This window comes from Arthrobacter sp. V1I7 (assembly GCF_030817015.1).
Lineage (GTDB): Bacteria > Actinomycetota > Actinomycetes > Actinomycetales > Micrococcaceae > Arthrobacter.
Genome location: NZ_JAUSYS010000001.1, coordinates 3,392,660 through 3,416,093, shown reverse-complemented (window position 1 = coordinate 3,416,093; position 23,434 = coordinate 3,392,660). Strand labels below are relative to the sequence as shown.

General features: G+C 63.5%; 23 protein-coding genes and 4 pseudogenes. 10 read left to right on the top strand and 17 right to left on the bottom strand.

Annotation, left to right across the window (positions count from 1 at the left end; all coding sequences use genetic code 11):
* Positions 1–565 precede the first annotated feature (565 nt).
* The 4 genes and pseudogenes from QFZ69_RS15650 to QFZ69_RS15635 form a co-directional block, all read right to left on the bottom strand.
* Positions 566–904, bottom strand: a complete 339-nt coding sequence (locus tag QFZ69_RS15650) for an STAS/SEC14 domain-containing protein (RefSeq protein ID WP_306912761.1) — start codon at positions 902–904, stop codon at positions 566–568.
* Between the two features lie 108 nt (positions 905–1,012).
* The gene (locus tag QFZ69_RS15645) at positions 1,013–2,410 is read right to left on the bottom strand and encodes a LamG domain-containing protein (protein ID WP_306912760.1); all 1,398 of its coding nucleotides are present in this window, start codon (positions 2,408–2,410) and stop codon (positions 1,013–1,015) included.
* Between the two features lie 141 nt (positions 2,411–2,551).
* Positions 2,552–3,791 (bottom strand): annotated as a pseudogene (locus QFZ69_RS15640) (IS256 family transposase).
* Positions 3,792–3,864: 73 nt separating this feature from the next.
* Positions 3,865–5,112, bottom strand: coding sequence for an IS110 family transposase (locus QFZ69_RS15635; RefSeq protein ID WP_306912759.1), 1,248 nt, complete (start codon positions 5,110–5,112; stop codon positions 3,865–3,867).
* Between the two features lie 489 nt (positions 5,113–5,601).
* Between QFZ69_RS15635 and QFZ69_RS15630 the strand changes: the two are divergent.
* Positions 5,602–5,820, top strand: a pseudogene (locus tag QFZ69_RS15630) (transposase); the annotation flags it as partial.
* Between the two features lie 68 nt (positions 5,821–5,888).
* Here QFZ69_RS15630 and QFZ69_RS15625 read toward each other — a convergent pair.
* The gene (locus QFZ69_RS15625) at positions 5,889–6,245 is read right to left on the bottom strand and encodes a hypothetical protein (RefSeq protein WP_306912758.1); all 357 of its coding nucleotides are present in this window, start codon (positions 6,243–6,245) and stop codon (positions 5,889–5,891) included.
* A gap of 221 nt (positions 6,246–6,466) precedes the next feature.
* Here QFZ69_RS15625 and QFZ69_RS15620 point away from each other — a divergent pair, with 221 nt between their 5' ends.
* Positions 6,467–6,766 carry a hypothetical protein gene (locus QFZ69_RS15620; protein ID WP_306912757.1) on the top strand — a complete coding sequence of 100 codons (300 nt, stop codon included), beginning with the start codon at positions 6,467–6,469 and terminating at the stop codon, positions 6,764–6,766.
* 114 nt (positions 6,767–6,880) lie between these two features.
* Here the strand turns inward: QFZ69_RS15620 and QFZ69_RS15615 are convergent, their stop codons facing one another.
* From QFZ69_RS15615 to QFZ69_RS15600, 4 genes and pseudogenes are all read right to left on the bottom strand, one after another.
* Positions 6,881–7,201, bottom strand: a complete 321-nt coding sequence (locus QFZ69_RS15615; RefSeq protein WP_306912756.1) for a hypothetical protein — start codon at positions 7,199–7,201, stop codon at positions 6,881–6,883.
* Positions 7,202–7,319: 118 nt separating this feature from the next.
* Positions 7,320–7,702: pseudogene (locus tag QFZ69_RS15610) on the bottom strand (hypothetical protein).
* Positions 7,703–7,760: 58 nt separating this feature from the next.
* Positions 7,761–8,258, bottom strand: coding sequence for a J domain-containing protein (locus QFZ69_RS15605; protein WP_307000238.1), 498 nt, complete (start codon positions 8,256–8,258; stop codon positions 7,761–7,763).
* 239 nt (positions 8,259–8,497) lie between these two features.
* Positions 8,498–8,923, bottom strand: a complete 426-nt coding sequence (locus QFZ69_RS15600) for an Hsp20/alpha crystallin family protein (protein ID WP_306912754.1) — start codon at positions 8,921–8,923, stop codon at positions 8,498–8,500.
* Between the two features lie 135 nt (positions 8,924–9,058).
* Between QFZ69_RS15600 and QFZ69_RS15595 the strand changes: the two genes are divergently transcribed.
* The gene (locus QFZ69_RS15595; RefSeq protein WP_306912753.1) at positions 9,059–9,352 is read left to right on the top strand and encodes a MerR family transcriptional regulator; all 294 of its coding nucleotides are present in this window, start codon (positions 9,059–9,061) and stop codon (positions 9,350–9,352) included.
* 707 nt (positions 9,353–10,059) lie between these two features.
* Here the strand turns inward: QFZ69_RS15595 and QFZ69_RS15590 are convergent.
* Complete coding sequence (locus QFZ69_RS15590; RefSeq protein WP_307000235.1) at positions 10,060–10,467, bottom strand: type II toxin-antitoxin system VapC family toxin; 408 nt, start codon at positions 10,465–10,467, stop codon at positions 10,060–10,062.
* 427 nt (positions 10,468–10,894) lie between these two features.
* Between QFZ69_RS15590 and QFZ69_RS15585 the strand changes: the two genes are divergently transcribed.
* Positions 10,895–11,098 carry a cold-shock protein gene (locus QFZ69_RS15585; protein WP_024365339.1) on the top strand — a complete coding sequence of 68 codons (204 nt, stop codon included), beginning with the start codon at positions 10,895–10,897 and terminating at the stop codon, positions 11,096–11,098.
* 111 nt (positions 11,099–11,209) lie between these two features.
* Here QFZ69_RS15585 and QFZ69_RS15580 read toward each other — a convergent pair whose 3' ends face one another.
* The 4 genes and pseudogenes from QFZ69_RS15580 to QFZ69_RS15565 all read right to left on the bottom strand — a co-directional run bounded on the left by QFZ69_RS15580 (position 11,210) and on the right by QFZ69_RS15565 (position 13,423).
* The gene (locus tag QFZ69_RS15580; protein WP_306912751.1) at positions 11,210–11,509 is read right to left on the bottom strand and encodes a DUF1905 domain-containing protein; all 300 of its coding nucleotides are present in this window, start codon (positions 11,507–11,509) and stop codon (positions 11,210–11,212) included.
* 2 nt (positions 11,510–11,511) lie between these two features.
* A complete protein-coding gene (locus QFZ69_RS15575; protein WP_306912750.1) occupies positions 11,512–11,862 on the bottom strand; it encodes a DUF6176 family protein in 351 nt (116 codons plus the stop codon).
* Positions 11,863–11,981: 119 nt separating this feature from the next.
* Positions 11,982–12,212 carry a hypothetical protein gene (locus QFZ69_RS15570; protein ID WP_306912749.1) on the bottom strand — a complete coding sequence of 77 codons (231 nt, stop codon included), beginning with the start codon at positions 12,210–12,212 and terminating at the stop codon, positions 11,982–11,984.
* Between the two features lie 13 nt (positions 12,213–12,225).
* Positions 12,226–13,423 (bottom strand): annotated as a pseudogene (locus QFZ69_RS15565) (ROK family protein).
* Positions 13,424–13,574: 151 nt separating this feature from the next.
* On the opposite strand from QFZ69_RS15565, the gene QFZ69_RS15560 reads away from it, so the two are divergent.
* The 6 genes from QFZ69_RS15560 to QFZ69_RS23370 all read left to right on the top strand — a co-directional run bounded on the left by QFZ69_RS15560 (position 13,575) and on the right by QFZ69_RS23370 (position 20,271).
* Positions 13,575–14,954, top strand: coding sequence for an ABC transporter substrate-binding protein (locus QFZ69_RS15560; RefSeq protein ID WP_307000233.1), 1,380 nt, complete (start codon positions 13,575–13,577; stop codon positions 14,952–14,954).
* 24 nt (positions 14,955–14,978) lie between these two features.
* Positions 14,979–15,911: a carbohydrate ABC transporter permease gene (locus QFZ69_RS15555; protein WP_306912746.1), complete on the top strand. Its 933-nt coding sequence runs from the start codon at positions 14,979–14,981 to the stop codon at positions 15,909–15,911.
* On the top strand, positions 15,911–16,810 hold the full coding sequence (locus QFZ69_RS15550; protein WP_306912745.1) for a carbohydrate ABC transporter permease: 900 nt from the start codon (positions 15,911–15,913) through the stop codon (positions 16,808–16,810). The genes QFZ69_RS15555 and QFZ69_RS15550 overlap by 1 nt, the downstream gene beginning before the upstream one ends.
* Positions 16,811–16,863: 53 nt before the next feature.
* Positions 16,864–18,609: an alpha-amylase family glycosyl hydrolase gene (locus QFZ69_RS15545; RefSeq protein WP_306912744.1), complete on the top strand. Its 1,746-nt coding sequence runs from the start codon at positions 16,864–16,866 to the stop codon at positions 18,607–18,609.
* A gap of 185 nt (positions 18,610–18,794) precedes the next feature.
* On the top strand, positions 18,795–19,577 hold the full coding sequence (gene ppgK / locus QFZ69_RS15540) for a polyphosphate--glucose phosphotransferase (RefSeq protein ID WP_306912743.1): 783 nt from the start codon (positions 18,795–18,797) through the stop codon (positions 19,575–19,577).
* A 256-nt stretch (positions 19,578–19,833) separates the two neighbouring features.
* A complete protein-coding gene (locus tag QFZ69_RS23370) occupies positions 19,834–20,271 on the top strand; it encodes an HIT family protein (protein ID WP_373461707.1) in 438 nt (145 codons plus the stop codon).
* Between the two features lie 134 nt (positions 20,272–20,405).
* Here QFZ69_RS23370 and QFZ69_RS15535 read toward each other — a convergent pair whose 3' ends face one another.
* From QFZ69_RS15535 to QFZ69_RS15525, 3 genes are read right to left on the bottom strand one after another with little or no spacing between them, the layout of a single operon-like run.
* Entirely contained in the window at positions 20,406–20,705 is a 300-nt protein-coding gene (locus tag QFZ69_RS15535; protein WP_373461706.1) for a PfkB family carbohydrate kinase, read from the bottom strand.
* On the bottom strand, positions 20,659–22,011 hold the full coding sequence (locus QFZ69_RS15530) for a glycoside hydrolase family 32 protein (protein WP_306912741.1): 1,353 nt from the start codon (positions 22,009–22,011) through the stop codon (positions 20,659–20,661). Before QFZ69_RS15530 ends, QFZ69_RS15535 begins: the two co-directional genes overlap by 47 nt.
* Positions 22,008–23,408, bottom strand: coding sequence for a glycoside hydrolase family 172 protein (locus tag QFZ69_RS15525; RefSeq protein WP_307000230.1), 1,401 nt, complete (start codon positions 23,406–23,408; stop codon positions 22,008–22,010). The genes QFZ69_RS15530 and QFZ69_RS15525 overlap by 4 nt, the downstream gene beginning before the upstream one ends.
* Positions 23,409–23,434 lie beyond the last annotated feature (26 nt).

Below are 23,434 nucleotides of genomic sequence, written 5' to 3'. Positions count from 1 at the left end.
GCGCCCGACTACGAGTAGCGCAGGGTCGATGGCGGCTCGCCGTTGCCGTGTGCCGCTTGGAGCCAAGAGACTACTGCATCCAAGGCGGTGAGGCGATGTAGCGCGAGTCCTCGTCCGACAGCCCGTCCCCGGTTCGAGGCGCCTTATCAGGGTCGCGTCCCCGGCCTCGCTGCGCTCGGGCTGTAAAAGCCTTTTCGATGCTCCTATAGGCGTCAAATCACGGCAAAGAGAGTTCCGGAGAGCGGCGCTGCTGGTTCGGCGGGCGGTTCCATCCATAATGGGCAGATCAGGATGGTGATGGTTGAGGGGAACGTGTGATGGAACCAGTGTGCTTTATTGATCCGTTTGCAGCTGAGGAGCCCGCTCCGGTGGCACCGCCGGACAAGCCTTCAGCCGTTCCCGCTCCGTCAACGAAGACTATTCCTTTGTCCCATGTTGTGTTTTCCAGTGGCCGCGAACGCGAAGTGCGGCAGCTCATCCACGACCTCGCCGTTTTGGCTGCTGGGCAACAGCCGGCAGTGCGTTAGGCAGGGGTCCTCCTACATGTCCAGGGGGTGGCGTCAGGTCATGCAGTGGTGCTTGTCATTAGCCATGCCATGGCTTCTGTCCGTGAGGTGAAGAAGCGTTTGGGGCGGGGTGTCTTGTTCTTTGCCAAAACAAAGTTGGCGATGACTTTGTCTAGTGGTGAAGCGCCCAGGAGCGCGACTTGTGATGCTTGGCAGGTCCGGGCGAAGACAGTGCGGGCCATGCGGGTGACCTTGGACGTTGTGGCCATGTCCACCAGCAGTGGGCGTTCAGTTTGTCCGCATAGCTCGTTGACAATGTGCATGGCTGCCTCAGCATCACTTGATCCGATGATGGCGCGGCGCGGCCACTTCAGCTGAAGAATCCCGTGTTCGTCCAAAAAAGTTCAGCTTTGCCTGATCCAGCAGATGTCATCACTTGTAAGCCCCAAAGGTTTCATCCATTCCAGCTCTGAACCGATTGGATAACAATGCGGTGGGAGCGGCCATTAGGACCCGAACCTGAAGGAATCGATGACCGCGCCAGCTCCGGCTCCTTCGAGGTAGTCCATGAGGCTGTGTTGCTCGAGTGCAGCGGTGACCTCAATAGCAATGTTGCCTTCGGCCCAGTCGAGTAGGATGAGGCGCATTTCGAGCGGGGCGCCCATCATGTGGTGCAGCTGAGAAACTCCGCCGCCGATGATGACGGGGACCGCGTGGATGACGCCCTCGAGGGGGCACGTGCTCCTCCATTGAGCACTTACCCGGAAGTCGATCGCGGTACCGGACAAGCCGCCTACCGAGGCCGGAGCTTCTCTCACGATTTCAAGGCCCGGCACCGTGCGGTACCAGGAGGCGAGTTCTCGGGCGCTCGTACCGACCCCATTCTGTGCTTCTTCACCGCACAGCGCCGGCGCGCGGACATTCTGGTAAACACCGATGTAGCTCCCGCCCCAGTCGCCCTCCTGTGGATCGTCGGTCCGGCGCAGCAGTACATTGCCTGGCAGATCCTCACCGTTCAGCCAGCCTTCCGGGACGGTGTACGTCAGTTTCGGTTCGAAGGACTTGGTCGTGTAGGTGCCCGCAGCGAGGTCACCAAGGCAGACACCGCCATGGGGATCCGGGCAGGTCGGCGCCGCTGATTGCTCTGGTCGGTCGAGCATGGCACCTTTTGGTGCCGCGATCTGCGCAGCTGCGCTTATTTCCTCTGTGTTGAGCGCGCGCGGCCAGGTTCGCACGTCGGTAAGGGTTCCGTCGAAGAAGTCAGACGGTTCGCGGTGCGACTGCGCGCGGCCGAACAGCAGCGGACCTTTCGCCGAGAACAAGGGGTCTGTGGCGACACCTTGTTCACTGACGGGATAGCCGTTGAGGAAGAAGCGGGCCCGTCCACCGGCGGAATCGTAGACGCCGGTGAGGTGTACCCAGGTGCCCGGTTTCACGTCGACTCCCGTCGCTCGGTCACGGTTGGTGACAAAGCCGTCCCCATTGCCATCTTTAGGTTTGACTGAGAATGACCAGAACCCTTCGGCGACGCCCAGGAAAAATGCGCCGGCGACGTCCCCCGCTTGGCTGAGGACCACGGCGTACTCCGCTGGCTGAGCCGCCGGACGCGCCCATGCGCTCACGGTGAAGCTCGCATCGGTGGTGATGGGGCCAGGGTCCGAGGTGCTGGCATAGCCCGCACCGTTGACCCGCAAGCCCTCGTCTGTCCATTGGGCCCCGTCCTGGGCGGAAAGGGCCACGCCGCCGACAGAGGCCCCGGCATCCGTGAGCGACCAGACGTTCGCGGCGCCGGGCTCCTCAGCGGAAGTGCAAGCGCCAAGCGTCAGTATCAGTACGCCGGCGAGGATTATCGCTACCGTTCGCGACTGCAGACGACGAAAAGGCAGCTGCGAGGTCGTATTCATGCCTGCATCGTTACACTCGTTCGTTCTATTGGCTACCCCATTTCGGCCAAAAGGCTTCACAGCCAATATGCCCGGTCTCGACGGTCCTCAATCAGGCAGATCTGGGGAGTGTCCGTTTAACGGTGGATCCACGGTTGGCATTTAGTTGATTCTTCCGTCGAAGCTGATGGCGAAGGCGTTCAGTGCCGGCTTCCATCGTGTGGCCCATCGTGCCCTGCCCTTGCCGGTAGGGTCCAGTGCCCGGGTGGCCAGGTACAGGCACTTCAGGGCCGCCTGCTCAGTGGGGAAATGGCCCCTTGCCCTCACTGCGCGCCGGTAGCGGGCATTGAGGGATTCGATGGCGTTGGTGCTGCAGATGACCCGCCGGATTTCGACGTCGTAGTCCAGGAACGGCACGAACTCGCTCCACGCGTTCTCCCACAACCGCGTGATAGCCGGGTATTGCCGGCCCCACTTGCCCGAGAATTCAACGAAGCGTTCCTTCGCCGCGGCCTCTGACGGTGCCGTGTAGACCGGGCGCAGATCCCGGGACATGGCGTCCCAGTACTGCCGGGCCGCATACCGGAAGGTGTTGCGGATCAGGTGCACGATGCAGGTCTGGACTACGGCCAGCTCCCAGACGGTGGTGATGGCCTCGGGCAGGCCCTTGAGCCCGTCGCAGACGGTGATGCAGACGTCCTCCACGCCCCGGTTCTTGATTTCGGTCAGCACCGAGAGCCAGAACTTCGCCCCTTCTCCGCCGTCTCCGGCCCAGAGCCCGAGGATGTCGCGTTCGCCGTTGACGCTGACGCCGATCGCGACGTAGACCGGCCGGTTCGTGACCTGGCCGTCGCGGACCTTTACATGGATCGCGTCAATGAACACCACCGGAAAGACCCCGGTCCAGGGGTCGGTTCTGCCACTCGGTCATCTCGCCGATGACCTTCTCGGTGATCCTCGAGATGGTGTCTTTCGAGACTGTGGCGCCGAAAACCTCGGCGAAGTGGGCCGCGATTTCCCCGGTCGTGAGGCCCTTCGCGCTCAGCGACAACACGATCTCATCCACACCCGTCAGCCGGCGCTGGCGCTTCTTCACGATCTGCGGATCGAACGTCGACCCGGTGTCCCGCGGCACGTCGATGTCCACCGGCCCGATCTCGGTCAGCACCGTCTTGGTGCGGGTGCCGTTGCGGGAGTTGCCGCTGCCGCGCCCGGACACGTCGTGCTTTCCGTAGCCGAGGTGTTCGTCCATCTCCGCCTCCAGGGCGGTCTCCAGGACGTTTTTCGTCAGCCGGTTCAACAACCCGTCCGGACCGACGAGGTCGATGCCCTGCTCCCTGGCCTGGGCCAGGAGCTGCTGCGCTAACTCTTGCTGATCCACTTCACTCGCCATGGGATCCATGGTTCCGCTCATGATCGGTCCTCCCCGCCAGGCACCGCCCGGCGTGTCAGGCCAACCCCGGATCCACCGTTATTCAGACACTCCCGATCTGCTCATCAAGGATTGGGATTCCCGCAGTTGGTCGGTCAGCCATTGGCGGTAGTTCGCGGCGAGGGCATCGTTGCGTAGGAGGCCTCGTTCCAGGAGGGAAATTTTGGAGGGCCATTGCCCGAGCTCGTGGGCGGCGGTCGCGATTGTGCAACCGAGTGTGGTGCGCTTTTGGCGCAGATCGGGTGTTGTCTGGGGCTGCCTGGGGGTTGGTGATCTGGCGGTAGATTTCCCGGGCTGCGTAGCGTTTGAGGCAGCGCATGATTTCCCGTTTGCTTTTGCCCTCTGCGGTGCGTTTGGCGACGTAGTCCTTGGTCCGTTGGCACGATGCCATGCGGACCAGGACGACCTGGTAAAGGGCGTGGTTGGCGTTGCGGTCACCACCTCTGCTGAGCCGGTGCCGGGTGGTTTTCCCCGAGGATGCGGGAATGGGGGCGACCCCGACGAGGGCAGCGAACTGGGCCTCATTTCTAAGGCGGTCCGGGTTGTCGCCGACGGTGACCAAGAGCTGGCTTGCTACTTCCGTCCCCACCCCTGGAAGGTCACAGAGCATGGGCGCGTAGGTGTCGAGGATTTCCTGGAGCGCGGCATCCGCAGCAGTTAATTCCGCTCCGAGGGACTGGCAGCGGGTGGCCAGGGCTTTCAACGTCAGCAGGCACACGTACTCGGGGTCAGCTACATGGCCGGCAGGTCTGATTCGCTGCAGGGCAGTGATCATTGCTGAGGTTCCGAGGCCTCTGTATTTTGCCCCGAGTTTGTCCGGGGCCGTCACGAGAAGACCCTTGATCTGATTGGCTGCGGTACGAGCTTTTACTGCCGAGGTCCGCCCGGCGCGCAGAATTCGCAGGCATTCAACGGGACCGTCTTTGGCTTTCGGGATCGACGTGGTTCGACCGTCGAGTACGGATCGGGCGGCCTGATAGGCGTCCAGCGGGTCGGATTTGCCCTTCAGCCGGCGCGCGGCCCGGTTCGGGCGGTTGACCTCCAGCACGTTCATTCCTGCGCTGCGTAGGATCCGGGCGATTTCGGCTCCGTAGGAGCCTGTTCCTTCGACCCCTACGGCGGCGACTGTGCCGTGGCTGGTGATGAAGTCCACGATCTTCCGGTAGCCGGATCCCACGGCCAGGAATTCTTTGTCCGCGAGGGGTTTGCCGTGTTCGTTGATGATGGCCACGTGGTGGGTATCGGCGTGGGTGTCGATACCGGCGATGATTTTGGTTGTTTCGGTTGCCAAGATGGACGTTGCCCCCAGTCGGATTAATGGCTGATGAGTGGGGCGCGGGCCAGATGGGCAGACAAAACGGTAATGGGACTGGTCGAATCAGGCTCCTATGAAGTCATGTCCGCCTGGCTCTACACCCCTTTGACGGACCTTGAGCCGGCGGACAGATCGTCGGAAAGGCAGTGCCGCCAGGCACGTCAGTTTTTTGCTGAGTCACGCCGGCTCAAGACCTTTTCCAGTATTACCGTTTTTTGGCTGCTGTCCTTACGGTGTTGACCGGTGGTTTCGTGGCCGTTGTGGTTCCGTGGCTACCCAGGGGAGGCGGGTATGGCTTTGGCTGCTGTGCCGGACGATTCACAGCGTGACGGCTTCGAAGGAATGGCCGCCCGCCACCGCGATGACCCGACCGCTGATCGGGAGGCGCGACACGATCGCCGGATAAGGGCACGACGGCGCCGTCTTCGCTGGGTTTGAGTATCCGACAGACTGGAGGCTGTTTTGGTGAAATTGTGGGCTGGTATCGATGCCGGCAAAGCCCAACAACACTGCATCGTGATCGCCGCCGGAAACCGGCTGCTCTCGCAGAAAATACTCAACGACGAACCGGCCCTGCTCGAGCCCATCGCCAACGTCCTGAAACTCGCCGGCGGGGATGAAGTGGTCTGGGCAACTGACCTGACCACGGGGGGACCGGCGCTGCTGATCGCCTTGCTCGGTGCGGCGGAACTGCGAAGTCAGTTTGAGACGGGTGTTGCCGCACGCTGCTCCGAGGTAGACCGCGGGACAGCTCAGCCATGCCCTCTGCTGCGCGGTAAACCCATGTCACCGGCATGCTTCCGGCTTGTTTCTTCCTCCCGGCGTCCCGCTCTCCGGTGCGGTGCTCCCCGCCCATCCCCGGCGGGGAGCACCGTTTCAATTCGGACTCCGGGTACTTGCTGCCGATGCGCCGTCGGGGCGCGGGCGCGGACGGTCAGCGTATGTTGCTCCACGTCCAGATTCACCGATTCGATATCCACGCCGGGCAGGTCGAACGCGGCCACGAATTCCTGGCCTTCCCGCCAGGCGTCCATTGGCATCGCCGCCGTGCCGAAAACCTGCTGGGCGATCCGGTCCAGTTCACGGAAAGGGTCAGTGCGCATCAACATGGTTCCCGCCTCCACTCTCAGGGTTCGCTGATTCCCTCAAGGCGGCAGCCGATATGTATCCATTGCTATAGATTTTTTATAGCACTGGTGCAAAGATTGGTGCAAGAGGATTGCGGCCGAATTTGGCATTGCGAAGTTGGTTTCGGGTGGACGCGCAATGGGGGAGACACCCAAGCAACCCGGCGCCGCAGTGAATTACACCGGTTACAGGGAGGTGGACGATGAATGTCGAGCCAGAGGAAACCGGCTCCGAGGTGCCGGAAGCCGACGCCTTAGAGCAGCGGACGCCCGTGCTGCCAGAAAGCCCCGAGGAGTTGCCGGAAATGGAGCTGTTGCCCGACGGCGTCCCGCAGGCGGACTTCATCGACCAGGGCAGGGCCGTGCAGCCCGGCAGTGCCGGCTACGACGGGATCGCCACGGCGGAAGCGGAGGCCGACGAAGCAGACCTGATCGAGGCGGCTTTGGGACTGTCCGCCGACGACGAGGAGGATTACCCTGACGCCCGCGAAGACGCCGGCTAGAAACTATGCCGCTCCACGGACGGGTTCCAGGAGGCGTGGTGGAGGAGGGCGGATCTTCCCCGGCGCCTGCACCTGCGAAGGCAGGGTGGGGGCTTCCGTTATTGGTCTGAGGACTTATTGGTCGAGGACGCTGTCGATGAGTTCCTTGAGGATTTCCCAGAAGTCCCGGGCCCGGTATGAGGTGACGGGTCCCCGGCCCTGGGCTTGGCGCACGGCATTTGCGACGGCGATGGCTTCGGCGAAGAGTTCTGCGGTGACGGCGGGGACCCGCTCCGCTTCCAGGCTGAGGATGTGCCGGACCAGTTCGCGCGAGTGCCGGTCTGTGTTGCCTCCCGGATCCGGGCGCAGGCCGCTGCGTTCCAGCCGGGTTGAGCCGGAGTCGAAGCCCCGGTCCGCGTGCGGCCCGAAGCCCTCCTCCATGTACAGGATGGACATGCTGAATCTCCTTTCCAAGATGTTCCGTTGCACAGCCGGAGAAGGCAGGTCCGCTTGCCGGCCTTTCTGAAGCGGCAGCGGGGACAAGCCCGGGCCATGGGCGGGGTTGTGCGCTTGTTTAGAGCTGGGTGCCGTAGATGAATTCCTGGGCGTGGTCTACGGCTTTTCTGAAGACGTCGTTGCGGAGGGTGATCTGTTCGTCGGTGTTTGTTTTGCCTGGCTCGATGTGGGCCGTGTGTCCGGGGTGCAATACCCAGATGTCCCCGGAGGGGGCAGGTAGAAGATGCCGAAGGAGCGGTGACGGGTGTCCTCGGCCCAGATGGGGACCACGGCGATGGCCGCGCCGGTGTCGGCGTTGATCCATTGGGCCCGGGGCAGGGGTTGAAGGTGGACCTGGACCGTGGGGTCAAGGAACGGGGCCGTTCCTTTGCCCCAGCGCTGTTCAAACCGTTCGTGAAACGCCGGCAGCAGAAGTTGATCGTACGGGCGCCAGGCGCTCATGGCAGGTTCCTTTCAGGGGCGTGCGGTGTGACGGCCAGCGGGGCAGGGTGTGGCTGTTTCACCGGCGGACCCACCACAGGATCCGGTACTCGCCAGGGGCCGGTTCTTCACCCTGCGCTCCACGGTGCGGCAGCCGGCCGAACAGATCCCATCGGCCGGTAATCTGCCGTCCGCTGTCCGGCTGTCCGGTAGCCTGTTGCCCGGGGTTTTCCAACCGCACCGGGCCGATGATCAGGGCAGGCCCGGACCGGCTGGGTGGTCCAGCCCTGGATGGCTCGTGTGGCGGCGGCGACGGTGCTGGTTCCGGCGGCGGGGATCCGCGCCGCTGCCGGTCGTAGGCAGCCCGCCTGACCGGGTCGCCGAGAACGGCGTAGGCGTCCATGATGTCGTGGAGCTCCTGTGCGCTGGATTCCGGACCGGCGTCCACTGTTTCAGGGGCGCGGGTGTCGGGATGATGGGTGCGCACCAGCGACCGGTAGGCGCGGGTAACATCACGGGCCGTCGCGGCGGGCCTGAGATGGAGAACCTCGTAGGGATCCGGGCTGTGCTCTTTCATGGTCCGGTTTTCTGTCTGCTGTTTCCTCGTCCTGTCCGCCCCCCAAGGCCCTGGAGTGCGGTGAGGGGCGGGGATGGTCCCCGGCCTGTGAGGCCGGGGACCATCGGTGGGGAGGCATCGTCGGGGGCCGCTTTTTCGGTGCGCAACTGGCGCGGTGGCGTGGCTGCTCTGCATCGCCCTTGACTTGCTGGCGGCCGGTCCAATGCTCCCGGTCCTGCGGGCCTGACCCGGACGCGTTTCTAGGCGTTGATTTCCTGACGCGGGGTCTTGTCCGATGCGATCTCGATCCGGCGCGGTTTCGCTTTTTCGGCCACCGGGATCCGCAGCGTCAGCACCCCGGCGTCGTAGCTGGCCTTCACCGCGTCGGTATCCAGGGCATCGCCGAGGATGAGCTGGCGGCTGAAGACACCGCGGGGACGTTCGGCGGCAATCAGCTCGGTATTTTCACCGGCCGGGTCCTTGCGCTCTGCCTTCACAGTCAGGACGTTGCGTTCGACGTCGATGTCCACCGAATCCACCGCGACCCCGGGCAGATCGAACGCGACGACGAATTCTTCCCCGTCCTGCCACGCGTCCATGGGCATGGCGGCCGGCCGGGCTGTGGTGCCAAGGACCTGCTGGGCGAGCCTGTCGAGCTCGCGGAACGGGTCGGTACGCATCAGCATGGTCTCCTCACTCCTTCCAGATCGGTGCGATCATTCCGTCCCAGCCCGCTCTACCTGTTGTGGCTGGTATAGATTTTTTATAGCACTGGTGTGAAACTGGGGCAAGGGGTTTATTCGGGTTTTGAGGAGGATCCGATGGAGCGGAAAACCGGGATTACCGCCGGGGTGTATGCCATTTCCGTGGCCGCGGAACTGGTGGGGATGGGACAGCAGAACCTTCGCCTGTATGAGCGCAAAGGCTTGCTGGAACCTGGCCGGACGGTCCGGGGAACCCGCCGGTACAGTGAACAGGACCTGGAGACCCTGCGCCGGATCAGCGCACTGCTCGAGGACGGTCTGAATCTGGCCGGCATCCGCGTGGTCCTTCGTCTTGAGGCGGTGAACCGGCGGCTGGAGCGGGATTTGGCGGCGGCCCGGACCCGGCGCTGAGCGGAAGCGTGCCTCACGCGGGACCCGGATGGCCCCGCGTCCCGGTGGCTCCCTATCCGCCGCGATCTGTGACGGCACGGGGCCAGGTCCGGTGCGCCAGGCGCGAAGCAAAGCCGGCGCACAAAAGCGCTGCGCGCCGGGCCTTTGGCTGTTTCCCCGCGGTGGTCAGCCGCGGGGAAATGTGGATCTTCCGGTTCTCCGGTGATCCCTGTTCCGGCAACGGCCACGGAACCGGTTACCGCGCCGGTTCTTCCGGCCGCGACCGGACCGGGGACGGGTACGACTGGATGGACGCCCTCGAAGGCACCGCCTGGTCCGTCCTGCCGAACTGGGGAAGCGAGGGATGGACACCGGATCCTGGCCCTACATCATCTTCGCCATCGCCCGCACCCGCGACAACGGCGGGGAACTGTTCGGCTACGGAACCTGCGTCGAGGGCGACACCTCCACCTACTGGTTCCGGTTCCAGGACGCCTGCTTCGAAGCGATCACCGACGAGGTGTTCTTCCACTGGGCGTCAGGCCAGTCCGATGGCCGGACAACCTCCCCGCCACCGCCGCTGAACTGCCGGAGCAGGACCCTAAGCCCTACCCCGGCTGGATCAGCTAAAAGCTCTTGGGTTGTCCCGGCCATAACCGGCCGGGACAACCCAAGCGACACGCCATCCGTTGACAACATCATTGAGATTCCTTCGGATTACTGTCCGCTCAGTCCCGATCGCCGGCGGAAGGAGCCCGGCTGCCCGGGGACAGGACGTTGAGGCCGGCGTCCACCGCGGCGGCCAGCAGTTCGGCGTGGTAGGCAACCAGGACGTCGGCCTGCAGCCGGATGGCCGCCGCGAGATGGATGGCACCTGCGCTGCGCGAACCGCCGGGCAGTGCGGCCGCGTACATGAGATCCGAGCGCGCCAGATCCAGCAGATTGATTCCGCCGAGCACGGCATTGACCAGCCCGGCCGGAAAACCGCGGCGGTGTGCTGCGCAATGAAGTTCCGTGTAGAGCAGCATGGACGCGACCAGCTTGTCGCCGCGGGCCGCCGCTGTTGAGAGAAACTCGGCGGCGGAGGTCGATTCCTTCTCCTCCACCACCAGTTTGAGGACAGCCGACGTGTCCACGTAGATGATCAATGGTCCCCGCGGAGGTCGCCAGGATTTCCGCCGTGCCGGAGCCCGCGTGGACGCGCGGCAGCGTCCGAAAGTCGACGGCGCCGTCCGCTGCCGGCCGGACCTGCCCTGCCAGCAGCAGCCGCTCGAAGGGGGAGGAGGACGGCGGGATCAGTGTGGCGGCTAGTTCGCCGTTGTTCGTGACGTCGATGGTTTCGCCGTTTTTTGCGGGTAGGCCGCGGCGTTCCCGGGCTAGTGGTAATCCGCCCCGGAAATCTCCTGTAGGGTTGATCCTGTTGTTGTGTTTATGCAGTTCGTAGTTCAGGCAGTACGCAAGGTTGCAAGACCTTGTTCTTCTGAAGCAGCGGTTTTGAGCACCCCACACCGGAGGACCCGAAAGTCGGGACTTTTCCTCCACCTTCACGAAGGACAAAAAATAATGGCTACTGGTACCGTCAAATGGTTTAACGCTGAAAAGGGCTTCGGCTTCATTTCCCCCGATGACTCCTCACAGGACGTCTTCGCACACTACTCCGCGATCGCCTCTTCCGGCTTCCGCTCCCTCGAAGAGAACCAGAAGGTCTCCTTCGAAACCGAGCAGGGCCCCAAGGGTCCCCAGGCCGTAAACATCCAGGCTCTCTAAGACTTAGCTTTCAGCTAACTCTTTTGAGTCCGGAACCTTACAGGTTTCGAGCAGGGTCCGTCTTTGACGGGCCCTGCTTTTGTTTAACCCGGGTGTGCGGTCTCGGGAGGCTCAACCACCAAGCTCGAGTTCGACGTCGACCTCGTCACCGGCGCGGATGCCCGCCGCGGCCCGAACGCTCTTCTTGACCGGCAGCAGATACGAGTCGCTCTTGCTGTCCCAGAAGACCGACGTGGACCAGCGCTGCCCGGCGATTGAGGCGCTCACCTTCACGGAACCGAAGGCCTTGCGGACGGGAGCGGGGTCGTCCCGGAACTCCGCAGCCAGATCCTGAGGCAACGTGATGAAGTGCCACCCGGCTTCCTCCGGGTAGTGCCACAGCTCGCCGCGGAACGAGTACGACGCCGTCACCTTCAACCGGCGTCGCGGTAGTCGAAGAACACCTTGGCCGGCAGAGGGCCCTGCAGCATCTCGGCCGTCACCCCGTGCACGCTCGCCAGCTGCCCCCGGAACCAGACATCGAAGGGGTCCTCGGACGTCGCGAGCGACTGGTACGCCTTCGCGAGATCTTCGGCCTCATGGAACAGGCAGACGAAATCCCCTTCCGGCGTCTGCATCAGGCTGGCCACCTCCCGGGTGACGCCCATGCGCTGCCACGACCCTACCTGCTCCTCCCAGCGCGGGCCCTTGATCTCCTCGACCAACGCCCTCCACTCGTCCATTTTCCCGGGCAGGATAGGCGCGAACCACGTAATGCATTCCATGACAGATTTCCTTCCACGCAGGGACAGCGCGGTGGTAATCCCATCGCTACAGCTGCATGGTAGTCCCGCGGACGACGGCGGGACAGGGGTTCCGGGAACCGCCCCCGGACACGCTCCAATCACGGGGAGACGCCGTGGCGCCGGTTCAGGAACGCGGTCAGCGCAGGGTTGTCGATCTCTTTCGCCAGCCAGGGCACAGCCTGGGCGGCGGCCTCGTCACCGAGGACCGCCCGGTGCGACTGTGCCCGGACCACGAACTCGCGCATGCCGCTGCGGCTTGCCAGCGCCGCCAGCCGGTCCACATACTCGGAAGCCCGCGGGGAGCCCGTGGCGAGAGCGACCTCCGCCACGGTATGAGCCCGGTCAATCCGCCCTTAGTTCCAAGTCCAGGGAGTTCTCTTCCACGTAGTCCAGCGCCCCGCGTACAGCCCCTATTGTCACGATTGAGTCGCCCAGCGGGGAGACGGCTACGCGCGGGGGGGTTACTGTGAAGTCCTTCAGCCGCTTGGCGATCGGTTCAAGCAGCACGCCAGCGGAGTTGGCGACGGCGCCGCCAATGACGACGAGTTCCGGGTTGAACATCGTTGCCACCGTACCAATGACACGGGCCATCCTGTCCGCCAGGCGGTCCAAAATCTTGAGCGCCACCGCATCTCCGTTCGCTGCGGCAGCAAACACGTGTTCGGCTTCGATGCCGTCCGCATGGGCGCGGAGGGACGTCCTGGCCTTGCCGGCCAGTGCCTCGGCCGCCCAGGCCCTGGCCAGGCTCGCGATGCCGAATGTGTCCCCCACACCCTGGACGTGTTCCAGAATCGCCAGTTCGCCGGCGCCGCCTCGGCTGCCGTGCAACAGCCGCCCGCCGTCGATCACTCCTGAACCAAAGCGCTCACTGGCGAGGATCACCACTACGTCGTCCAGGCCCGCCGCTGCGCCGCGCCAGCGGTCGCCCAGGGCTGCGAGGTTGGCATCGTTTTCCAGCAGCACCGTCCAACCGCGCCGGTCCCGCAGCGCTGACTTCAGGCCGACGTCGAACAGTCCCCAGAAGTGCTGAGTCGCCAGCACGTCCCCGTTGCGGTCCACGGGGGCGGCAATGCCGGCGCAGACCGCAAGGACGGAATCGGGCGAGGCGCCAATGCTGTGCAGCGCCATCATGGCTGTCCGGTCAATGACGGCCAGGCGTTCCTCAGCCGAAATTTCGGCGCCGGCAAACGGCTGGCTGGCCCTGCCCAGTGGTTTCCCCCCGAAGGTCGGACACCACCACGGTGGCCTTGGAGATGCCGACGTCCATGCCCAGCACGTAGCCGGCGTGTTCGTCGAGCTCGAACCGCCGTGCCGGCCTGCCCTTCTGGTAGCCACCGAATGCCCGCTGGTTCTCAAGCTCCCGAATCCACCCCCGCTGCGTGAGGTCCTCACACACCGCAATTGCGGTGGCTCGCGTCAGCCCGGTCGCCTCCATGATCTCGGTGATCGTTACCGCATCCGACGTGCGCATGAAGTCCAGGACAGCTCCGGCGCTCACACGGCGCAGCAACTGGGGCGTTGCTGTCGATATTTCGGACATGGTGTTGACCTCTCTGTCGTTTACCCCACATAATACTTTAGGAACTAAATTTAGATTCCAAATAAAAGACTTGGAGCCTGGGGGATCGGACAGCCGCCGATCACTCGCTCTACTTTTCCCCCTTCAGTCAGCTTTTTGCAAAGGAGCAACTGTGAACTGCATCCCGAAGCTCGGCCCGCCCCTCGCCACGGCCCCGGCCAAGCAACTTCCGCACGTCAGCCCCTGCCCTGTGAACGCCGCCATTCCCGGAGCGATGATCAGCAGACGGACACTGCTCCGGGCTGCCGGCCTGGCAGGGGCCGCAGCAATGATTCCCCTCACCGGCTGCGGCGCCACACCCGGCCAGCAGAACGGCGTCACCACCCTGCGTTTTATGCAGAACAAGCCCGAGGTCATTGACTACTTTGACCGGGTGATCAAGGACTTCGAAGCGCTGAACCCCGACATTCGGGTGATCCAGGACTTCAACGAGGGCAACTTCGTCCCAGGCCTGGTGCGGAACGACCCGCCCGACGTCGTGACCCGCGGCTTCGCGCAGGCCACTGCCGACTTCGTGAAAAAGGGCATCTTCGCCGACCTCACCGACCTGCCAGCAGCCGCCACGATCAACCCTGAGATGCAGGACCTGATCAGCTCCTGGGGACAGTACAACGGCAACGAGACCAACGCCCTGCCGTTCTCCGTCGCCGCGGCAGGCGTTCTCTACAACAGGGACATCTTCGATCTCCACGATGTGGCCGTTCCCGCCACCTGGGACGAGTTCCTCGCAGCCTGCGAAACCTTCAAGGCTGCAGGGATCGCCCCGATCTACGGGACGTATAAGGACACCTGGACCCTTGCACAGGGCATGTTCGACTACGCGATCGGAGGCACGCTCGACGTCGCCGGATTCTTCACCAAAATCATGGCCAAGGGCGCGGACATCAGCGCAACTGCCCCGGAATCATTCACCAACAACTTTGGGCCCGCCCTACCTAAGATGCTGCAACTGGCCGCCTACTCGCAGGACGGCGCCGCCAGCAGGAACTACGCAGACGGCAACGCAGCATTCGCCAAAGGCGAGGCAGCCATGTACCTGCAGGGCCCCTGGGCACTGTCCCAACTCGTTGCCGCCAACCCCGCCATCCGGGTCGGAACCTTCCCGTTGCCTGTCACCAACAACCCGGAAGAGACCAAGGCCCGCGTCAATGTGGACATGGCGCTCTCCATCACCCGCAACACCCCCAACAAGGCGGCGGCCGAGCGGTTCGTTGGCTATCTGCTGCAACCGGCAGTGGTGAACACCTACAACGAAAAGAACGCAGCCTTCTCGCCCCTCAAGGACGCCCCGGCGGTGACCAACCCGCAGATCAGCGGCCTCAGCGATTCGGTTAAGGAAGCGCGCTATTACCAAGGCGCCGTCACGTACTTCCCGCCGTCGGTGCCGGTCAACAATTACATCCAGTCGTTTGTGTACAGCAAGAACGGCGACCAGTTCCTTTCCGCCCTCGACGACGAATGGCGCCGCGTTGCCGAGCGCACCGCCGTCTAAGCCCACCCGATGCCAGGAGCCCCAATGACTACCACTTCCCGGGTGGCCCATAAAGACCTTCCCGCCCCCAGCACTACAAGCAAGGCAATCCGCCGTAAGAGCAGGGTCGATCCGACGTACTACTGGATGGTGGTGCCGGTACTGGCACTGTTCGCCTTCTTCATTACCCTGCCGGCCCTGGTGGGGGTGTTTTTCAGCCTCACCAACTACGCCGGCTACGGCGACTGGAAGTTCATCGGACTATCCAACTACGTCAACATCTTCAAAGACCCGGCAATCCTGCAGTCCTACATCTTCACCTTCGTCTTTGCCCTGACCACCACCGTGGTGGTCAACGTCGTGGCCCTCGCCATCGCCCTGGGCCTGAACGCAAAGATAAAATGGCGCACCGGCATGCGCACCATCTTCTTCATCCCCATGGTGCTCTCGGCCCTGATCGTGTCCTTCGTGTTCAACTACCTTTTCTCGAACACCCTGCCCGTCCTGGCTGAGCGGTTCGGCGTCACCCCGCTGGCCACCAGCATCCTGGCCAATGAGAACCTCGCCTGGCTCGCCATCGTGCTGGTCACCGTGTGGCAGGCAGCACCTGGTGCCACCATCATCTACCTCGCCGGGCTGCAAAGTGTGCCCTCCGAGGTCTACGAAGCCGCAGACCTGGACGGCGCCGGCAGCATCCGCCAGTTCATCAGCCTCACCCTGCCCCTGATCCTCGGCTACCTGGTCATCAACGTCATCCTCGGCTTCAAAGGCTTCCTCGGAACCTACGAGATCATCGTCGGCCTCACCGGCGGCGGCCCAGGCATGGCAACCCAATCAGTGGCCATGCGGATCTTCTCCGGCTTCACCGGCGGGGACTACTCCTACCAGATGGCCAACGCCGTCATCTACTTCCTGATCACCTTGCTGATCTCCATCATCCAGCTGCGCCTCATCCAGCGCCGGGGGGTTTCACTCTAATGACCGCATCCACGTTCACAGGCTCCACGCTTCCCGCAGTTGACGCTCCCGTAGGAAAGATTCGCCGTTCCAGCCGTGAAGGCTTTAAGGTCAACTGGTGGCTGACCGCTCTCATGCTGGTGGCCTCCCTGACCGTGCTGCTGCCGCTGTACTTCACCGTGGCCATGGCCCTGAAGACTCCGGACCAGATCGGAACCGGGACCGGCCTCGCCTGGCCCAACCCGATGAACTGGGAGAACTTCGCCGCCGCCTACGTGGCCACCAACTTCCCGCGCGCTTTTATGTCCACGGCTTTCGTCACCGTCTTCAGCGTTCTGGGCGCACTAGCCTGCAGTTCGCTGGTGGCCTACGCCATTGCCCGCAACTGGCACCACAAGTTTTTCCGCGGCTCCTTTGTGTACCTGCTCTCGGCCATGTTCATCCCGTTTCCGGTGATCATCCTGCCCCTGATCAAGCAGACGGCACTCCTTGGCCTGGACAACCCGGCCGGGGTCGTGTTCCTGCACGTGCTGGGCGGCATCTCGTTCAACGCGCTGCTGTACATCGCCTTCGTCCGCTCCATTCCCGTTGAGCTGGAGGAATCGGCACGGATGGACGGCGCCACCACATGGCAGGTGTTCCGCCAGATCATCTTCCCGCTTCTCGCACCCATGAACGCCACGGTGGGCATCTTCGCCTTCCTCGGCTCGTGGAATGACTTCCTGCTGCCGCAGATGATGATCGCGGACCCGGCCCTGCAGACCCTCCCCGTGGTCCAGATGCTCTTCCAGGGCGAATTCAACACCAACTACAGCCTCGCATTCGCGTCCTACCTGATGGCCTTGGCACCCACTCTCGTGGTTTACATCCTCGCCCAGCGCTGGGTCCTGTCCGGAGTCATGCGCGGGGCAGTGAAATAGCCAGCCCAAACCCACGAGCAATAGACGCCAAACAACAAGAAAAGGATCACCCTTTGTCCACCACCGCCACCCTGGCAAACTCCTCCGAATCCGAACGCATGGCCGATCCGAACTGGTGGCGCCAGGCCGCTGTGTACCAGATCTACCCGCGCAGCTTCTCCGACTCCAACGGCGACGGCATCGGCGACATCAAAGGCATCACCGCCAAAGTCCCGTACCTGAAATCCCTGGGGATCGACGCCGTGTGGCTGAGCCCGTTCTACCCGTCAGCACTGGCGGACGGCGGCTACGACGTCGATGATTACCGCAACGTAGACCCGAAACTGGGAACGCTCGAGGACTTCGACGGGATGGCAAAGGCCCTGCACGGCGCCGGCATCAAGCTGGTGGCAGACATCGTACCCAACCACTCCTCGGATCGCCACGAGTGGTTCAAAGAAGCCCTCGCGTCACCGAAGGGCTCCGCTGCACGAGAGCGCTACATCTTCCGGGACGGCAAGGGCGAAAACGGCGAGCTGCCGCCGTCGGACTGGGATTCTGTGTTCGGCGGACCGGTCTGGGAACGCATCACCGAACCGGACGGCACCCCCGGCCAGTGGTACATGCACATCTTCGCCAAAGAGCAGCCGGACTTTAACTGGGACAACCCCGAGGTCCGCGAGGACTTCCTGAAGACCCTGCGTTTCTGGTCGGACCGAGGCGTGGACGGATTCCGCATCGACGTCGCCCACGGTATGGCAAAGGACCTCTCCGAGCCGCTGCCGTTGAAGGCGGAGCTGGAAGCCAAAGCCGGCGCCGACGGGTTTATCGACGGTTCACATCCGTTCTGGGACCGCGACGAAGTCCACGAGGTGTACGCCGAGTGGCGCAAGCTCTTCAACGAGTACGATCCGCCGCGCACAGCTGTTGCGGAGGCCTGGGTCCATGAGACGCGCCGTGCCCGTTACGCCAGCCCCGAAGGCCTGGGCCAGGCCTTCAACTTCGACCTCCTGCAGGCCGACTTTGAGGCGCCGAAGTTCCAGAAGATCATCACGGAGAACCTCATCGCGGCCAAGGAAACGGGGGCATCCTCCACCTGGGTGTTCTCCAACCACGACGTAGTCCGCCACGCCACCCGCTACGGCCTGCCCAAGGGCAATGCCGCAGCAGCCCAGGGAACCAACGCCGCCCAGGACGTCACGGCGACCGAGCCCAAGGGCCAGGACGGCAAGGCCTGGCTGCTGGCAGGCGGGCCGGCCGAGGAACTCGACGTCGAGCTGGGCCTGCGCCGCGCCCGCGCCGCATCCTTGCTGATGTTCGCCCTGCCCGGTTCGGCCTACCTGTACCAGGGCGAGGAACTCGGCCTGCAGGAAGTCGCGGAGATTCCCGGCTCCGAGCGCCAGGACCCCGCCTTCTTCCGCAACAAGGGCGTGGAGATCGGCCGCGACGGCTGCCGCGTGCCCCTGCCGTGGAAGTCTGAAGGCACCTCCTTCGGATTCGGCGACGGCGGCGCCCACCTGCCCCAACCGGACTGGTTCAGCACATACGCCGTCGAGGCGCAGGACGGCGTTGAAGGCTCCACCCTGGAGCTCTACCGCACCGCCCTGCGGCTGCGCCGTGAACTCCAGTCCGACGAAGAGCTGGAATGGGTCGAGACCGGCAACCCGGAGGTCCTGCACTTCCGCCGCCCCGGTGGCTGGCAGTCGGTGACCAACTTCGGGGACACCCCCGTCGACCTTCCCGCCGGCACTGTCTTGGTCAGCAGCGCCCCGCTGGAAAATGGCAAACTCCCGGTCAACAGCACCGTATGGGTGCGCTGAGCCGCTAACCCGCCCACACCACCTGATGACGGTGCGCTAACTCCCAAAAAGTAGACCGCATTTGTGGTCGTTCTGGGGCCCGGAACGACCACAAATGCGTCCCAGCCGCCTCTGCCATACGCCGGGAATCCAAGCCGCGACAGCGGGCTGTTGACCCCACTAACCTAATGAAAGAAGGGACCAGTATGGCCAGCAACACCGCAAAAACGGGCCCCATTATCGGCATTGACATCGGTGGCACCGGCGTCAAGGGCGGCATCGTCAACGTCGAAGAAGGCGAGGTAAGGGGAAGCTGCCTTCGTTTCGCCACACCCCAGCCGGCCAACCCGGACTCCGTCGGCGACGTTGTCTCCCAGATCGTTGATGAGCTCGTCACAGGAAACGAAGACCTGGACCGCACCTCGACAGTAGGCGTGACCTTTCCCGGCATCGTCCAGCACGGAATTTCGCGATCAGCCGCGAACGTTGACAAAGCCTTTCTCAACTTCGACATAAACAGCTTCTTCACGGAACGCCTTCGCCGACGAGTGGCTGTCATCAACGATGCCGATGCCGCAGGACTGGCAGAAGCGCGATGCGGCGCCGGCAAAGGAACAAACGGAACCGTCCTTGTCATCACCCTGGGAACGGGGATCGGGTCAGCCCTCATATTTGACGGGAACCTGGTGCCCAATGCCGAACTCGGCCACCTTTCCATCGACGGCTTCGACGCCGAAATCAGAGCATCCGCCGTCGCACGAGAATGCGACAGACTGACCTGGGAGGAATACAGCGTTCGACTACAGCGCTACTTCTCCGAACTCGAGTTCATCTTCTCGCCCGAACTGATCATCGTTGGCGGCGGCATCTCCGAACGAACCGACGAATACCTGCCCCTCCTAAGGCTGCGAACCCCAATAACACCGGCAAAGCTCAGGAACGAAGCGGGCATCGTCGGTGCCGCCATCCAAGCAGCATCAACCACGTGACCGGCAGCCCTGTTCTTTGCCTTTGAATATCGCGGAGCAGAGATAGCCGAATCCTCGGCAGTCTGGAACCACTCCCCACGGAGAGTGTCTCGCAGCCTGGATACTGCAGCGTCAAACGCGTAGTGACGCGACCGGGCGAGCTGACAGAGCAGCAGAAAGTCAGCGTAGTGCTCGGATTCAAGCGCCCCGACTGGACCGTTACTGTCACCGGCATCGAAGCCGGCAAGATGGAATTTACTGAGGTAAGGATGATTGTATGAGCTGCGTACTTTGTTCCTTGCTGCTGCAGGCCTCGTCTGCTGATTGGGTTGCGAAAGAGGAGCATGCCGCTGCGTTCCTACCCCTGTCGACGAGCTCTTTGGCACCTGGACACACTCTTGTGATCCCAACGGCGCATGCATCGGGAGTCCACGAAGCGGGTTCTTCCTCGCTAACCGCCACAATGGCGCTTATTCAGAAAGTCAGCTTGGCTATGTGCGACACCTTGGGCGCCCCAGGTGTCAATCTACTCAGCGCGAGTGGTCCAGGATCGGAGCAATCCGTCCCCCATCTTCACTTCCATGTTGTTCCTCGATGGGAAGATGACGGGTTCACAACATGGCCGAGCCAGCGCTCCTTGAAGAAGATCCCTGAGAACCCTGCGCGTTTACTCTCTGACGCTATCCGCGCGCTTGATGCTCGTGAACTAAGCTGACCTCGTGGCTGAGATGTGATTCCAGGCAAGGAATCCCGTAAAGGTTTCCTGAGAGTGGGACCCAGAAGTTGTCTCCGGGCAACATCGGCCGCTTGTGTTCTCTGCCAATGCGGGTGTGGCATCGGAGGTGCGGCTCAGGCGGGTGGCACGGGGCAGAGGCTGCACTGCAGCTGAATCCGGTGTTGCCGGATGGCTTCGGCCCTCTGGTCCGCGCCCAGCACTGTCAGCAGGCCTGTGTCCGCCCCGAGCCGCCCAAGGCCGTAGGCCACGTTGAGGCCTGACCCGCCGGCGAATTCCACAGGTCCGGCTGACGTCGTGATGATGTCGATCAAGGATTCCCCGACGACGACATCCGGGGGTTGGGCCGCTGGGAGCCAGCAGTGGTGGTCACGGCTGTCCTGACAGTGCGGCCTGACGTGTAGTTCCCACGCCATTCACTATCAGCTTCGAAACCACGTTGAGCAGGGGCGTGGAGACGGCGTTGGCCACCGTCAGCGTCACGGGCGAGTCCACGATGGGCAGTGGGACTGCCATGATGCCCTGATCGCCGGAGAGTTCCAACACCCCGGCGTCAATTATGGCCCGCAGCTCGGAGCCCTCGTCGGCCGGTAGGAACGCGTCGGCGAAGTCGGCGTTACCGGCCACCGTGACCCGGATGCCGTCCCCGTCGTGCCGGACGGTGGCCAGTGGCCCGTCCAGGGTGGAGAGGCTGATGACCGTCCCGGCGGTGACGGCGCACCGGAGGTCCGCACCGTCGTCGAGCACTGTCTCAAAAACCGCAGCGCTGACCTGCTCCAGGGAGCCCGGCCGGGAGTACGTCGCGAGGTCGGCGTGGGGGGCGGCCGTCAGAGTATCGCCGTCGAGCGTCAGCGTGTGCGGGATGCTCAGCGCGCTGGCCCACTGCCCTTCCGGGCTGATGACGCCGCGGACCCAGAAAATCAGCGACGGCGAGCCGTCCCTGTGCCGGAAGAAGGAAGGGGCGTAATAGCTCTTGCCGTAGGTGAGCTGGCCCCAGGAGCGGGCGGTGAACTGACCATCGGAGTAGCTTCCTACGCCGTAGGCCACGTAGTGCAGAATGTCGTCTTCCCAGATGGACGTGACCAGGACGTGGGAACCGTCAATCTCAAAGAGCTGGGGGCATTCCCACATGGTGCCGGTCCAGACCGGATCCGTCGCCGTGCCGGAGCGTTGCGCGGCGATGCCATCCAGGGTCCACTGCGAAAGGTCCGGGGAGCTGTAGGAAACCGCGGCTGCGGTGCCGCCCTCCAGCCCGGCGCCGACGAACATGCGCCACTGTCCGCCGTCGCGAAAGACGAACGGGTCCCGGTAGGCCAGTACGCCGGCATCGGGAGCGGTCATCAGTTTCGCGCCTTTAGTCCACGAGTTCCAGGACGCGTCGTCGGGCGTGGCGGTCCTGACTGTCCCAATGCCGATGTCGGGTTCGGTGACCGAGGTGTAGAACATCGTCGCGGCACCGTCCGGGCCGGTGACTATGGAACCTGACCATACGCCGTCGTCCCCGTCGCCGGGTGCGACGGCGACGCCCTGTTCCGTCCAGGCAATCATGTCGGGGGAGGTGGCGTGTCCCCAGTGGCAGTTGGAGGCCCACGTGCCGCGGCCCGGAACGTACTGGTAGAAGATGTGGTACTGGCCGTCCTTCCAAGTAACGCCGAGGGGATCGTTGATCCAACCCTCAGCGGCTGTGAAGTGGAAGGCGGGGCGGGGTTCCTGCGCGTTCATACTGATCCTTCTGTGCTGTCTGCTGGTGGGATTACTGGACCGGGACGCTGTTTACGGCCAGGAACCGCCGCCGGATTTCCCGTGCCTGCTCGGGCGTTGGCCCTCTCCCAATGGTCAATTTCTGCCCTGCGTTCATGCCGGACGGCGTCGCGGGCTTCGGTGAACCGCTGCATCCGTTCGGCGGAGGCATCCCGCGCAGCCTGCTGGGCTGGCGTCAGTTCCGGCAATGGAAGTTCTTCCACCTGGTCGCGGGGCCGCAGCGGCAGGCGCTCTTCCACAGCGTCAATGTCCAGAACGGGGGAGGGGAGGGTCTGGTACCAGTAGGCAGTGGAGGACCAGTCGTCGGAGAGGTGGTTGGCGTGGCCGTGTTCAAAGGTGACCTTGATGCGCTTCTGGAACCTGATGGGATCGGTCATGTGGAAGCGGTAGCTGTGGTGGAAGCCGGGCACGTTTTCTTCGTGGACCATGGTGCCGTTCATGAGGAAGGCGTTGTGCTGCATGCCCCAGGCGTGGCCGAAGTAGTCCTCCATGCCGGTGCCGTGGAGGCTGGGCGGCCAGGTGTCGTCGTCAATGAAAATCATGTCGTCGCCTTCGCCCCACCATGACCCTTGGAAGTGGCGGACGGCGAGGTTGCAGCCCACATAGTGGCCCTGGCCTTCCGTTTCCAGGACCACGTAGTTGTCCTCGCCCGTCAGGTTGGGGATGGCCACCTCAATGCTGTTGGTCTGAAGGTCCGGGCCCCAGCCCGCGTTCGGCTTCTGGCGACGCCAGTGAGCGTGGAAGTAGGCGGTGTCCTCCGGAAGAGGCTCAGTGTAGAGCTCGTAGTCAATGTAGAAGTACTGCAGGTAGGGGATGTCGTTCTGGTTTTCGACGACGATCCTGGCACGGGAGTTGAAGGGCATTTCGAAGTAGCTGTTGAAGGCGGCACTGCCGCCGAAGGTGTTCAGTTCCCCCTCCTTGGCGGAGACGGAGAGCGGCAGCGAATCATAGGAGCCGGACAGGGAGTTCATCAGGCCGAAGAAATCGCCCAGGGGCGCAATGACGCTGGGGGTCTCTTGATCGTCCCAGTACATTTTGAGGACGATCTTGCGGTAGTAATCCGGGTCCACCACTTCCCAGCTGACTCCGAGGGCGTTGTGGATTTCGAGCATCGGGACGCCAACCAGTTCGGGGGAGATCTGGCCGGGGCCCGGCTGGATGCGGCAGGACTGGGTCATCCAGATGTGCGTGATGGAGCCGGGGCCTTCAATATCGGCCAGGACCCGTTCCTCGCCGGGCATGATGATCCAGTTGTCGCGGTTGCGGCCGGTCTGGTCCCAGCTGGAGGCGCGGGCGGTGCGGGCGGTGGAGAGTTTGGTGAGGCTGGAGAGCAGGCCGGAGCGGGTTGAAGAAGCCATGGAGGAGTACCTTTCGGAAAATAGTG